The organism is Pseudomonas sp. MEJ086 (genome assembly GCF_030209025.1).
GTDB classification, from domain to species: Bacteria; Pseudomonadota; Gammaproteobacteria; order Pseudomonadales; family Pseudomonadaceae; genus Aquipseudomonas; species Aquipseudomonas fulva_A.
This window is the reverse complement of record NZ_JARVSV010000035.1, coordinates 22,764-35,798: the sequence shown is the minus strand read 5'-3', so window position 1 is coordinate 35,798 and position 13,035 is coordinate 22,764. Positions and strand designations below refer to the sequence as shown.

Genomic DNA, 13,035 nt, shown 5'->3' with positions numbered 1-13,035 from the left:
TCTCCTCGAATTCGGTTGGGTCGTTGGGTCAGTTCTTGATGCGGTACTCGGCACTGCGGGCATGGGCGGTCAGCGACTCGCCACGGGCCAGCACCGAGGCCACCTTGCCGAGCTCGGACGCACCTTCGGCCGAACAGTGGATGATCGACGAACGCTTCTGGAAGTCGTAGACCCCCAGCGGCGACGAGAAACGCGCAGTGCCCGATGTAGGCAATACGTGGTTCGGCCCCGCACAGTAATCGCCCAGTGCTTCGGCGGTGTAACGGCCCATGAAGATGGCGCCAGCATGGCGAATCTCTGGCAGATACTGCTCCGGGTTCTCGACCGAGAGTTCCAGGTGTTCTGGCGCGATACGGTTGGCCACCTCGATGGCCTGGCCCATGTCCGCGACCAGGATCAGCGCGCCGCGACCTTCGATTGAAGTTCGCGCAATCGCCTCCCGCTCCAGGCTCGGCAGCAGGCGGGCGATGCTCTCGGCAACCTTGTCGAGGAACGCCGCATCCGGGCTGACCAGAATCGACTGCGCGTCTTCGTCGTGCTCGGCCTGGGAGAACAGGTCCATGGCGATCCAGTCCGGGTCGGTCTGGCCGTCGCACACGACGAGGATTTCCGACGGCCCGGCGATCATGTCGATACCGACCTTGCCGAATACATGACGTTTGGCAGTGGCCACATAGATGTTGCCCGGGCCGACGATCTTGTCCACCGGCGGTACGCTCTCGGTGCCATAGGCCAGCGCTGCGACAGCCTGTGCCCCCCCGATGGTGAAGACCCGGTCGACCCCGGCAATCGCCGCGGCAGCCAGAACGATTTCGTTGATCTCGCCACGGGGCGTTGGCACCACCATCACGACCTCGGGTACTCCGGCGACCTTGGCCGGAATGGCATTCATCAGTACCGACGACGGGTAGGATGCCTTGCCGCCCGGCACGTACAGCCCTGCACGATCCAGCGGCGTGACCTTCTGGCCCAGCACCGTGCCGTCGGCTTCGGTGTAGGTCCAGGAATCCTGCTTCTGCTTTTCGTGGTAGCTGCGTACCCGCTCGGCGGCGATTTCCAACGCCTGGCGCTGCTCCGCGGTAATGCGCGTCAGCGCCAGTTCCAGACGCTCGCGCGGCAGAATCAGGTCAGCCATGGAGGCGACTTCAAGGGCATCGAAACGCTGGGTGAACTCGACCAGCGCAGCATCGCCACGCTCACGCACGGCCTTGATGATATCCAGCACGCGCTGATTGACGCCGTCGTCCGAGACGCTTTCCCAGCTCAGCAGATGATCCAGATGATGAGCGAAATCCGGGTCGGCAGCGTTGAGTCGGCGAATGGCAACTGGAGCGGTCATAGCGAAAGCCTCATCTGGATGGCGTGTTCTCAGGCGCCGCTAGAGTAGCAAGCCCACCGTGCGGGCACCTGAGAATTTGGCTATGACACGGATAGGCACTGCGCAGCCCGAAGGCCGCGCGGGAGAGGATCAATGCGGATGATGCGTCTCGACCGCTTCACGCAGCGTGTCGATCAGGGCCTGGATGCGGCCATGCTGCATTTTCATGGAGGCCTTGTTGACGATCAGACGCGAGCTGATGTGGGCGATCAGTTCCTGAGCTTCCAGACCGTTGGCACGCAGGGTGTTACCGGTGTCGACCACATCGATGATCTTGTCGGCCAGGCCAACCAGCGGCGCCAGTTCCATGGAACCGTACAGTTTGATGATGTCGACCTGCCGGCCTTGCTCGGCATAGTAGCGCTTGGCGACGTTGACGAACTTGGTGGCCACGCGCAGGCGGCCCTTGGGTTCGGCCGCACCCACGGCACCGGCGGTCATCAGCTTGCAACGAGCGATACGCAGGTCCAGTGGCTCGTAGAGCCCCTGGCCACCGTACTCGAGCAACACGTCCTTGCCAGCGACACCGAGGTCGGCAGCACCATGCTCGACGTAGGTCGGCACGTCAGTGGCACGGACGATCAGCAGACGTACGTCGTCCTGGGTGGTCGGGATGATCAGCTTGCGGCTCTTGTCCGGATTCTCGGTCGGCACGATGCCTGCCGCCGCGAGCAGCGGCAGGGTGTCATCGAGAATACGGCCTTTCGACAGGGCAATGGTCAGCATGTGGTCAGCCCGGCACGCGGCGAATCTTCGCCCCCAGCAATTGCAGTTTCTCTTCGATGCATTCGTAGCCACGGTCGATGTGGTAGATGCGATCGATCACCGTGTCGCCCTGGGCGACCAGCGCGGCGATGACCAGGCTCGCCGAAGCGCGCAGGTCGGTGGCCATTACGGGAGCACCCTTGAGCTGCGCGGTACCGGTGACGATGGCCGTGTTGCCTTCGACCTGGATCTGCGCGCCCATGCGGCTCATTTCGTACACGTGCATGAAGCGGTTTTCGAAAATCGTCTCGATCACCGTGCCAGAGCCCTCGGCAATGGCATTGAGGGCAATGAACTGCGCCTGCATGTCGGTCGGGAACGCCGGATAGGGAGCGGTACGCAGGCTCACGGCCTTCGGTCGCTTGCCCTTCATGTCCAGCTCGATCCAGTCGGGCCCGGTAGTGATTTCGGCGCCGGCTTCCTGCAGCTTGGCCAGCACGGCCTCCAGGGTGCTCGGGTCGGCATCCTTGACCTTGACGCGGCCACCGGTGGCGGCAGCGGCCACCAGGTAGGTACCGGTTTCGATACGGTCGGGCATCACGTTGAAGCGCGCGCCATGCAGGCTTTCAACGCCGTCGATGGTGATGGTGTCGGTACCGGCACCTTGAATCTTCGCGCCCATGGCGATCAGGCAGTTGGCCAGATCGACCACTTCCGGTTCGCGAGCGGCGTTTTCCAGCACCGTGCGCCCTTTGGCCAGGGTGGCGGCCATCAGAATGTTCTCGGTGCCGGTCACACTGACCATATCGAAGAAGAAGTGCGCGCCACGCAGGCCGCCTTCAGGCGCCTTGGCCTTGATGTAACCGCCTTCGACATCGATGATCGCGCCCATCGCTTCCAGACCACGGATGTGCAGGTCGACCGGACGCGAGCCAATGGCGCAACCGCCAGGCAGCGCCACTTCGGCCTCACCGAAACGGGCGACCATGGGGCCGAGTACCAGAATCGAAGCGCGCATGGTCTTCACCAGCTCGTAGGGCGCGACCAGGGTCTTCATGGTGCGCGCATCGACTTCGACGCTGAGTTTCTCGTCGATGATCGGCTCGATACCCATGCGTCCGAACAGCTCGATCATCGTGGTGATGTCATGCAGGTGCGGCAGGTTGCAGATGGTCACCGGCGCGCTGCCGAGCAGGGTCGCAGCCAGGATCGGCAGTGCGGAGTTCTTTGCACCGGAAATGCGGATCTCACCGTCGAGACGCACGCCGCCAGTAATGCTTAATTTATCCATAGCTAACTCGTCGTCTCAGGAACGCGCGGCCCAATCGGCACGGCTGAAGAATTTCATGCTCACGGCGTGGATGCTGCCATCGGCGATCCAGGGATTGAGGTGAGCGTAGATTTGCTGCTGACGCTTGACCGGGCTGAGGCCGGCCAGCTCGTCGCTGATCAGGTTGAGTTGGAAGTTGCAGCCTTCGCCGTCGACCTCTACCTGAACGTCCGGCAGTTTGGTCTCCAAGAAACTTTTTACCTCAAGGGCCTGCATGCTCAACCTCGATCAACGTATTCAATAAGCGTGAACGTCGCATGGCGACATCTGTGTACAAGCGTCTGTGCTGCAAGTGCGGGAAAGGTCGGGAAGCAACGATGCTGGCTTCACGATCCACCAGCCGCGTTCGGCACGAGCCTGTAGACATGGGGCGAGCATCATACCAAAAAATCTGACGAGAAATTCCCGGTATCGAACGCCACCGCGAGAAGCTCATCGCCGCCGCTCGCAGAGTGCCTTCAGGCCTCCAGGGGCAGTACGTGCTGAAGCTCGCACACCTTGGCGATCCCGGCCATGTCCCTGGGCAGACCGCGAATGCTCAGTGTCTTGCCGGCAGCTCGGGCATCGCGGGTGTAGCAGAGCAGCAGGGAAAGCCCGACGCTGCTGGACTTCTCAACCGCCGCGCAGTCGATCACGCAGGCGGGCGCCTGGGTGGCCTGGATCAGCCGGCCACCCTGCTCGCGCAGGGCCGGACCACTCTGATAATCGAGGATGCCGGAAAGCGCCAGAACGCCTGGCGCCTGCTCGAAGATAGCCGCTGAACTCACGATGCCCCCCGGGCCTGGCGTGCGCGGGCGACGGTATCGGCCCAGCTGTCGATGACCTTGTCCAGATCGTTGCGGTTGTTCTGCATCGACTGGGCGAACTGGTCACGGAACAGCTTGCCGACGTTGATGCCGTTGATCACCACATTACGCAGCTTCCAGGTCCCGTCCATGGCGACCATGGTGTACGACAGCGGATAGACCGTGCCCTTGCCGTCGCGAATCTCCATGTTGACCGAGGTGCGCTGCGGGTCCTGCTTGCCGGAAGCAGGCAGCACACGGATGTCCTGGTTGTTGTACTCGAGCAGCGCGTTGCCATAGAACTGCATCAGGCTGCGCTTGAAGCTCTCCTGGAAACGGGTCATCTGCTCGGGTGTGGCCTCACGCGAGTAGCGCACCGTCATCACGCTGCGGGCGACGCCATCGACATCGACCACCGGCCCCAGGATCTCGTTGAGCGAGTTGTAGAACGCGTCGGGATTGCTGCGGTACTGCTCCTTGTTGGCCTTGAGATCGGCCAGCAGGGTCTCGGTGGTCTGCTGCACCACTTCATGGGCGGCAGGCGCGGCCACTGCCAGCAAGGGCAGTGCGGCCAGCAGAGCGACAAGGCTGTTGCGCACGGTCTTGATCATCATCGGGTACCTCATTGGCTGTCCTGATCCCTATTGACCGAATTGAGCAGGAATTTGCCAATCAGGTCTTCGAGCACCAGAGAAGACTGGGTGTCATGGATGGTTCCGCCGTCGGCCAGCAGCTCTTCATCGCCACCGACGCTGATCCCCACGTACTTTTCACCGAGCAGCCCTGCAGTCAGGATCGACGCGGTGGAGTCCACCGGAAGATTGTCGACACTGCCGTCTAGTTCCATCGTTACGCGCCCGGTGTAGCTGTCACGATCCAGATCGATCGCCGTCACCCGACCGATGCTCACCCCCGCCATGGTCACCTTGGCGCGCATGGTGAGGCCGGCAATGTTGTCGAAGTGCGCGTAGACCTTGTAGGTGTCGACGGCGTTGCCAGGCGCCAGGCCGCTGACACGCAGAGCCAGCAGCAGCAGGGCCAGCAGGCCGGCCAGGAGAAACAGGCCGACACCGATTTCCATCGTGCGGTTTTGCATCAGAAATCTCCAAACATCAAAGCGGTCAGAATGAAATCCAGCCCCAATACGGCCAGCGAGGCATACACCACCGTACGGGTGGTGGCGCGGCTGATACCTTCGGAGGTGGGCTCGCAGTCGTAGCCCTGGAACACCGCGATCCAGGTAACGACGAAGGCGAAGACCAGGCTTTTGATTATCCCGTTGAGCACGTCTTCGCGGAACGAAACACTGTTTTGCATATTGGCCCAGAACGAGCCTTCGTAGACGCCCAGCCAGTCGACGGCGACCATCGCCCCGCCCCAGATACCGACCACGCTGAAAATCATGGTCAGCAGCGGCATGGAGATGAAGCCCGCCCACAGTCGCGGTGCGACGATGTGCTTGAGCGGGTCGACACCAATCATCGCCAGGCTCGATAGCTGCTCGGTGGATTTCATGTTGCCGATCTCGGCGGTCAGCGCGGAACCGGCTCGACCGGCGAACAGCAACGCAGTGACCACCGGCCCCAGCTCACGCAGCAGAGTCAGGGCGACCATCTGCCCGACCGCCTGCTCGGACCCGTACTTGGCGAGAATGCTGAACCCCTGCAGAGAAAGCACCATGCCGATGAACAGGCCGGAAACCACGATGATCGCGAGCGACAGCACGCCCACCGAATACAGCTGCTTGATCAGCAGTTGCAGCGAGTTGCCCGACGTACCGCGACCGAACAGCGCGCGCAGCAGAAAGATCGTCGAACGCCCCAGCGAGGCGACCACGTCGATACCCGCACGCCCGAACAGGCGTACGCGTTCGAGTGTAGATGTCCTGCGCATCAGCGCCCCCCCAGTAAATCGTCGTGGTAGCTCGGCGCTTGAAAATGAAACGGGACCGGCCCGTCTGGCGTGCCCTGCATGAATTGGCGCACCCGTGGATTCTCGGAGTCGCGCAACTCGGCAGGCGTTCCCTGCCCCAGCACCTGACTGTCACCGACCACATAGATGTAGTCGGCGATGCTCGCGGTTTCCGCCAGATCGTGGGAGACCACGATGCTGGTGATACCCAGGGCATCGTTGAGCAGACGGATCAGGCGCACCAGCACGCCCATGGCGATCGGGTCCTGGCCGACGAACGGCTCGTCGTACATCAGAATCTGCGGATCCAGGGCAATCGCCCGGGCCAGCGCGACGCGCCGCTTCATACCGCCGGACAGCTCATCGGGCATCAATTCGATGGCACCACGCAAGCCGACTGCCTGCAGTTTCATCAGGACAATGTCACGAATCATTTCTTCGGGGAGCTGGGTATGCACCCGCAACGGGAACGCCACGTTCTCGAACACGTCGAGGTCGGTGAACAACGCGCCACTCTGAAACAGCACGCCCATCTGCTTGCGCATGTCGAACAGCTCGCTGCGCGACAGGTCGGGCAGATTCAGGCCGTTGACGTGTATCTGACCCGCGCTCGGGCGCAGCTCGGCGGCTATCAGCCGCAACAAGGTGGTCTTGCCGCACCCGGAGGGGCCCATGATCCCGGTGACCTTGCCCCGCGGTATGCATATGTCGACGTTCTTGAAGATGTGCCGCTCGCCGCGTTGAAAACTGACGTTTTTCAACTCGACCGCGTACTGATTTTCGGCGCTCATCGGAACTCCATTGCGTACTGCCTTCCTAATCAGACGCCCAGCATCGGAATAAGGGCACGGCGATCGGCCATGCGGGCCAAAAATGGCAGCGGACTATAGCATTCGCGCCAATGGCCGCCAAAGCCGAGCAAGACCGACGTTCAGGCTTGTGACAGCTTTGCCACTTTTGCGCAGCGCCATGAATGATGAGTCCTGTAGTCTTTCCCGCTATAATCCCTGTCTTTTTCGTACAGCAGCCCAAGCAGAGCATGAACCAGACCCGCGACCTGATTGATTCCGCACAGCGCACCATCCGCCTCGAGATCGAGGCGGTGCAAGAGCTGCTGCCTCGTATCGACGCCGATTTCGTCAAGGCATGCGAGCTGATTCTCGCCAGCAAGGGCCGCGTGGTCGTGGTCGGCATGGGCAAATCAGGGCATATCGGCAACAAGATCGCCGCCACCCTGGCCAGCACCGGTACCACCGCATTTTTCGTGCACCCTGCCGAAGCCAGCCACGGCGACATGGGCATGATCACCCGTGACGACGTCGTGCTCGCGCTGTCCAACTCGGGCTCCACGGCCGAAATCGTCACACTGCTGCCGCTGATCAAGCGCCTCGGCATTACCCTGATCAGCATGACCGGCAACCCGGAGTCGCCGCTGTCCAAGGCTGCCGAAGTCAACCTCGACACCCGCGTAGCCAAGGAAGCCTGCCCACTCAACCTGGCGCCGACCTCTTCCACCACCGCCTCGCTGGTACTTGGCGACGCCCTGGCCATCGCGCTGCTGGAGGCCCGCGGCTTCACCGCCGAAGACTTCGCCTTCTCCCATCCGGGCGGTGCCCTGGGTCGCCGCCTGCTGCTCAAGGTCGAGAACGTCATGCACGCGGGCGAGAGCCTGCCGCAGGTCAAACGCGGCACCAGCCTGCGTGATGCATTGCTGGAAATGACCCAGAAAGGCCTGGGCATGACCGCGGTCCTTGAAAACGACGGTCGTCTGGCCGGGATCTTCACCGACGGTGACCTGCGCCGCGCCCTGGACAAAGGCATCGATGTACGTGATGCGCGCATCGACGACGTCATGACCCCGCACGGCAAGACCGCTCGTGCCGATATGCTCGCTGCCGAGGCCCTGAAGATAATGGAAGACAACAAGATCAGCGCACTGGTGGTGATCGACACCAGTGGTTACCCGGTAGGCGCCTTCAACCTTGGTGACCTGTTGCGCGCGGGGGTCATGTGATGAACGACCTGCTACAGCGCGCTCGCGCAATCAAACTGGCGATCTTCGACGTCGACGGCGTGCTTACCGACGGCAAGCTGTACTTCCTGGTCGATGGCAGCGAGTTCAAGACTTTCAATACCCTGGACGGCCAGGGCATCAAGATGCTGATCAATTCCGGCGTGCGCACCGCAATCATCAGCGGTCGCAAGACCCCGGTGGTCGAGCGCCGCGCTCAGAACCTGGGCATCCAGCACTTGTATCAGGGCCGTGAAGACAAACTCGACGTGCTCGACGAGCTGCTCGCCGAACTGGGCCTGAGCTACGAACAGGTGGCCTACCTGGGCGATGACCTGCCGGACCTGCCGGTGATTCGCCGCGTCGGCCTGGGCATGGCGGTAGCCAGCGCCAACGGCTTCGTGCGCGAGCATGCCCACGGCGTCACCGAAGCGCGCGGCGGCGAAGGTGCGGCCCGCGAATTCTGCGAACTGATCATGCGCGGCCAGGGCACTCTCGAAGCCGCCCAGTCCGCCTACCTCTAGGGCCTGCCGATGCTGCGCAAATTCATCACTCCCGTCCTGCTGACCTTCGGTGCACTGCTGCTGGTGGCCGCCGGGTACTGGAACATCAATCCAGACAGTTTCTCCAGCGCGCCACAGCAGAGCGGGCCGGACAATCCGATCGACTTCTACGCCGTGAATGCCCGCAGCGTGCAATACCTGCCCGACGGCAAGGTGCAGAGCGACATGACCAGCGACCGCCTGGAGCACGTGCAGAGCACCGACGTCACCCTGCTGACCGAGCCGCGCATGAATCTGTTCCGCGGCACCGAACTTCCCTGGAAGGTGCGCAGCGCCCGTGGCGAGGTAGGCCCGGATGGCGAAGAGGTCGAATTGATCGATCAGGTGCGCGTGGAGCGCACGGACGAAAAAGGCCGCCCCACTATACTCACCACCAGCCGCCTGACCGTATTCCCACAGAAGGAATATGCGCAGACCCAGCAAGCCGTTAGAATCGACGCGGCCAACGGGGTGACCACGGCACAAGGAATGAAAGCGTACTTGAATGACGGCAGGATGCTCCTGCAGTCCAACGTAAGAGGCCAGCATGAGGTTCGTTAAAACCCTCCCCCTACTTCTCAGCCTCGGCGCCACGCTCGGAAGCGCAAGCGCCTGGGCTCTGCCGAGCGACCGCGATCAACCGATCCGCGTGCAGGCCGACAGTGCTGAGCTGGACGACAAGCAAGGCGTGGCGGTGTACCGCGGCGATGTCGTCATCACTCAGGGCACCCTGAAAATCACTGGCGACACCGTCACCATCACCCAGAATGCACAGGGCGATATCGACGTGTTCACCTCGGTGGGCAAACCGGCCTACTACGAGCAGAAGCCGTCTGCCGACAAGCAGATCGTCAAGGCCTACGGCCTGACCATCCAATACTTCGCGGCCAATGAACGCATCGTGCTGATCGACCAGGCCAAGGTGGTTCAGGAAGGCAACACCTTCGAAGGCGAGAAGATCGTCTATGACACCCAGCGTCAGATCGTCAATGCTGGTCGCGCCACGGGCACCAACGTGTCGACCCCGCGCCCGCGCATCGACATGGTGATTCAGCCGCAGAAGAAACCCGCCGCCGAGCAGGGCCAATAACGATGGCAACACTGAAAGCCCAGCATCTGGCAAAAAGCTACAAGGGTCGCCAGGTCGTTCGCGACGTCAGCCTGAGCATCGAAAGCGGGCAGATCGTCGGCCTGCTCGGCCCCAACGGCGCCGGCAAGACCACCTGCTTCTACATGATCGTCGGCCTGGTTCAGGCCGATCAGGGCCGCGTGCTGATCGACGATCTCGACGTCAGCCACCAACCCATGCATGGCCGTGCTCGCGCCGGTATCGGCTACCTGCCTCAGGAAGCCTCGATCTTTCGCAAGCTGAGCGTCTCCGACAACATCATGGCGATCCTGGAAACGCGCAAGGACCTCAACCGTGCGCAGCGTCTGCAGGAGCTGGAAAGCCTGCTGCAGGAATTCCACATCACGCACATCCGCGACAACCTGGGCATGAGCCTCTCGGGTGGCGAACGCCGCCGCGTCGAAATCGCCCGCGCCCTCGCCACCTCGCCGAAATTCATCCTTCTCGATGAGCCCTTCGCCGGCGTCGACCCGATCTCGGTCGGTGACATCAAGCAAATCATTCACCACCTCAAGGCCAAAGGCATTGGCGTGCTGATCACCGACCACAACGTGCGCGAAACTCTGGATATCTGCGAAACCGCCTACATCGTCAGCGATGGTCAACTGATCGCCGAAGGCGATTCCGCTGCGATCCTGGCCAACCAGGTGGTCAAGGAAGTCTATCTGGGCCACGAATTCCGCCTGTAACGAATTTCCCGCCGATGAACGCCCAGCGCCCGCTACCCACGACAGGGTCGTAATGAAATGGTAACGGGCTCTAGGCAAAGCACTCGGATTCAGGCATATAATTTGCTTCCTAGTGGCGCTTTGGCGCCCTGTCGTGGATCGCGCACAGACGCCAGATAAGGTCTGCAATGAAACCATCGCTAGTCCTGAAAATGGGCCAGCAGCTGACGATGACACCGCAGCTGCAACAAGCCATTCGCCTGCTCCAACTGTCCACGCTGGATCTGCAACAGGAGATCCAGGAGGCACTGGAGTCGAACCCGATGCTCGAGCGTCAGGAAGAAGGCGACGACTTCGACAATTCGGACCCCATGGCCGACGGCGCGGAAAGCGCACCCACGGCGGCCGCTCAGGAAGAGAAATTTCAGGAACCAACTTTCCAGGAAAACACCCAGACCGTCGACAATCTGGAAGAAGGCGAATGGGGCGAGCGGATCCCCAGCGAACTGCCGGTCGACACGGCCTGGGAAGACGTCTATCAGACCAGCGCCAGCAGCCTGCCAAGCAATGACGACGACGAGTGGGACTTCACCACTCGCACCTCTGCCGGCGAGAGCCTGCAGAGTCACATGCTCTGGCAACTCAACCTGGCGCCGATGTCCGACAAGGACCGCCTCATCGCAGTGACGCTGATCGACTGCATCAATGGTCAGGGCTACCTCGAGGAAACCCTCGAAGAAATCACCGACGCCTTCGACCCCGAACTCGATGTCGAGCTCGATGAAGTCGAAGCCGTGCTGCACCGCATCCAGCAGTTCGAGCCTTCCGGCATCGCCGCCCGCGACCTGCGCGAGTGCCTGCTTCTGCAACTGCGCCAACTGCCGGCCAATACCCCCTGGCTGAGCGAGGCCCAGCGCCTCACCAGTGACTACCTCGACCTGCTCGGCAGCCGCGACTACAGCCAGCTGATGCGCCGCATGAAGCTCAAGGAAGACGAGCTGCGCCCGGTCATCGAGCTGATTCAGAGCCTAAACCCGCGCCCCGGTTCGCAGATCGAATCGAGCGAGCCCGAGTACGTGGTGCCTGACGTGATCGTGCGCAAGCACAACGATCGCTGGCTGGTGGAACTCAATCAGGAGGCCATGCCGCGCCTGCGCGTCAACGCGCAGTACGCAGGTTTCGTGAAGCGCGCCGACTCCAGCGCCGACAACACCTTCATGCGCAATCAGTTGCAGGAAGCACGCTGGTTCATCAAGAGCCTGCAGAGCCGCAACGAAACCCTGATGAAGGTCGCGACGCAGATCGTCGAACACCAGCGCGGCTTCCTCGACTACGGCGACGAAGCCATGAAGCCGTTGGTACTGCACGACATCGCCGAAGCGGTGGGCATGCACGAGTCGACCATCTCACGCGTCACCACCCAGAAGTACATGCATACACCGCGTGGCATTTACGAGCTGAAATACTTCTTCTCCAGCCACGTCAGCACCTCCGAAGGCGGCGAATGTTCGTCCACCGCGATCCGCGCGATCATCAAGAAACTGGTCGCCGCGGAAAATGCGAAAAAGCCATTGAGCGATAGCAAGATCGCTGGTTTACTGGAAGCACAGGGCATTCAAGTGGCGCGCCGCACAGTCGCCAAGTACCGTGAATCGCTCGGTATAGCGCCTTCGAGCGAACGCAAACGACTGATGTGAGCGGCCTTGTAGTAGAGCCCCAGTGTTCCTGCGGCAGGTGTATAGCCTGCCACTCACACACGGCAACAAGGAGAAGCGGTATGCAAGTCAACATCAGTGGGCACCAGCTGGATGTGACAGACGCACTACGCAGCTACATCGAGGAAAAGCTCGGACGTCTCGAGCGGCACTTCGACAAGATCACCAATGTGCAGGTCATCCTGGAGGTCGAGAAGCTCAAGCAGAAAGTCGAAGCCACCTTGCACATCGCCGGAGGCGAAGTGGTGGCCAATGCCGAGCATGAAGACATGTACGCCGCCATCGATCTACTGACCGACAAACTTGACCGCCAACTCATCAAGCACAAGGAAAAACAGCTCGACCGCCAGCAGGGCGCAATGGCCCGCTGACCTCGTCCTTCTCCTATGATCCGACTTGAAAATATCCTGACCCCCGGCCGTTCCCTCGTGAACGTGCCGGGCGGCAGTAAAAAGCGTGTACTCGAACAGATAGCTGCCGTGATCGCGCGCGACCTGCCCGATCTCGATGGCCAGACCATCTATGAAAGCCTGATCGCCCGGGAGAAACTCGGCTCGACCGGTTTCGGAAATGGCATCGCCATTCCTCATTGCCGCTTGCCCGGATGCAGCTCACCGATCAGTGCGCTGCTGAAACTCGACGCCGCGGTGGATTTCGACGCAATCGATGGCGCCCCTGTCGATTTGCTGTTCGTGCTGCTGGTTCCCGAAGCAGCGACCGATGAGCACCTGGAACTGCTGCGCCAGATCGCCAGCATGTTCGACCGCGAGGACGTTCGCGAGCGACTGCGCCAGGCTCAGGACAGTCAATCGCTGTACCAGACCGTAGTGAACGTGCAGAACGGCCAATAGCCCTACACAG

Annotated in this window: 17 protein-coding genes; 8 read left to right on the top strand and 9 right to left on the bottom strand. The window is 61.7% G+C overall.

Features of this window, described 5'->3' with window-relative positions; translation table 11 throughout:
• Positions 1–28: 28 nt before the first annotated feature.
• From hisD to QRN22_RS21340, 9 genes are all read right to left on the bottom strand, one after another.
• Positions 29–1,339, bottom strand: coding sequence for a histidinol dehydrogenase (gene hisD, locus QRN22_RS21380; protein WP_042554822.1), 1,311 nt, complete (start codon positions 1,337–1,339; stop codon positions 29–31).
• 129 nt (positions 1,340–1,468) lie between these two features.
• Positions 1,469–2,104, bottom strand: coding sequence for an ATP phosphoribosyltransferase (gene hisG, locus QRN22_RS21375; RefSeq protein WP_042554821.1), 636 nt, complete (start codon positions 2,102–2,104; stop codon positions 1,469–1,471).
• 4 nt (positions 2,105–2,108) lie between these two features.
• Positions 2,109–3,374, bottom strand: coding sequence for a UDP-N-acetylglucosamine 1-carboxyvinyltransferase (gene murA, locus QRN22_RS21370; RefSeq protein ID WP_042554820.1), 1,266 nt, complete (start codon positions 3,372–3,374; stop codon positions 2,109–2,111).
• Between the two features lie 15 nt (positions 3,375–3,389).
• A complete protein-coding gene (locus QRN22_RS21365; RefSeq protein WP_027909990.1) occupies positions 3,390–3,629 on the bottom strand; it encodes a BolA family protein in 240 nt (79 codons plus the stop codon).
• 242 nt (positions 3,630–3,871) lie between these two features.
• A complete protein-coding gene (locus QRN22_RS21360; protein WP_042554819.1) occupies positions 3,872–4,180 on the bottom strand; it encodes an STAS domain-containing protein in 309 nt (102 codons plus the stop codon).
• A complete protein-coding gene (locus QRN22_RS21355) occupies positions 4,177–4,809 on the bottom strand; it encodes an MlaC/ttg2D family ABC transporter substrate-binding protein (RefSeq protein ID WP_042554982.1) in 633 nt (210 codons plus the stop codon). The genes QRN22_RS21360 and QRN22_RS21355 overlap by 4 nt, the downstream gene beginning before the upstream one ends.
• Positions 4,810–4,820: 11 nt before the next feature.
• Positions 4,821–5,294 carry an outer membrane lipid asymmetry maintenance protein MlaD gene (mlaD, locus tag QRN22_RS21350; protein WP_042554818.1) on the bottom strand — a complete coding sequence of 158 codons (474 nt, stop codon included), beginning with the start codon at positions 5,292–5,294 and terminating at the stop codon, positions 4,821–4,823.
• Positions 5,294–6,091 carry a lipid asymmetry maintenance ABC transporter permease subunit MlaE gene (mlaE, locus tag QRN22_RS21345; protein WP_042554817.1) on the bottom strand — a complete coding sequence of 266 codons (798 nt, stop codon included), beginning with the start codon at positions 6,089–6,091 and terminating at the stop codon, positions 5,294–5,296. Before mlaE ends, mlaD begins: the two co-directional genes overlap by 1 nt.
• Positions 6,091–6,900, bottom strand: coding sequence for an ATP-binding cassette domain-containing protein (locus QRN22_RS21340; protein WP_042554816.1), 810 nt, complete (start codon positions 6,898–6,900; stop codon positions 6,091–6,093). Before QRN22_RS21340 ends, mlaE begins: the two co-directional genes overlap by 1 nt.
• A 248-nt stretch (positions 6,901–7,148) precedes the next feature.
• Between QRN22_RS21340 and QRN22_RS21335 the strand changes: the two genes are divergently transcribed.
• From QRN22_RS21335 to ptsN, 8 genes are all read left to right on the top strand, one after another.
• Complete coding sequence (locus QRN22_RS21335; protein ID WP_042554815.1) at positions 7,149–8,123, top strand: KpsF/GutQ family sugar-phosphate isomerase; 975 nt, start codon at positions 7,149–7,151, stop codon at positions 8,121–8,123.
• The gene (locus QRN22_RS21330) at positions 8,123–8,644 is read left to right on the top strand and encodes a KdsC family phosphatase (RefSeq protein WP_042554814.1); all 522 of its coding nucleotides are present in this window, start codon (positions 8,123–8,125) and stop codon (positions 8,642–8,644) included. Before QRN22_RS21335 ends, QRN22_RS21330 begins: the two co-directional genes overlap by 1 nt.
• A gap of 9 nt (positions 8,645–8,653) precedes the next feature.
• Positions 8,654–9,223, top strand: coding sequence for an LPS export ABC transporter periplasmic protein LptC (gene lptC / locus QRN22_RS21325; protein WP_042554813.1), 570 nt, complete (start codon positions 8,654–8,656; stop codon positions 9,221–9,223).
• Complete coding sequence (gene lptA, locus QRN22_RS21320) at positions 9,210–9,752, top strand: lipopolysaccharide transport periplasmic protein LptA (RefSeq protein WP_042554812.1); 543 nt, start codon at positions 9,210–9,212, stop codon at positions 9,750–9,752. Before lptC ends, lptA begins: the two co-directional genes overlap by 14 nt.
• Before the next feature lie 2 nt (positions 9,753–9,754).
• The gene (gene lptB, locus QRN22_RS21315; RefSeq protein ID WP_042554811.1) at positions 9,755–10,480 is read left to right on the top strand and encodes an LPS export ABC transporter ATP-binding protein; all 726 of its coding nucleotides are present in this window, start codon (positions 9,755–9,757) and stop codon (positions 10,478–10,480) included.
• A 167-nt stretch (positions 10,481–10,647) separates the two neighbouring features.
• Positions 10,648–12,156, top strand: coding sequence for an RNA polymerase factor sigma-54 (locus QRN22_RS21310; RefSeq protein WP_042554810.1), 1,509 nt, complete (start codon positions 10,648–10,650; stop codon positions 12,154–12,156).
• Positions 12,157–12,236: 80 nt separating this feature from the next.
• Complete coding sequence (gene hpf, locus QRN22_RS21305; RefSeq protein WP_042554809.1) at positions 12,237–12,545, top strand: ribosome hibernation-promoting factor, HPF/YfiA family; 309 nt, start codon at positions 12,237–12,239, stop codon at positions 12,543–12,545.
• 15 nt (positions 12,546–12,560) lie between these two features.
• Positions 12,561–13,025, top strand: coding sequence for a PTS IIA-like nitrogen regulatory protein PtsN (gene ptsN / locus QRN22_RS21300; protein ID WP_042554808.1), 465 nt, complete (start codon positions 12,561–12,563; stop codon positions 13,023–13,025).
• Positions 13,026–13,035 lie beyond the last annotated feature (10 nt).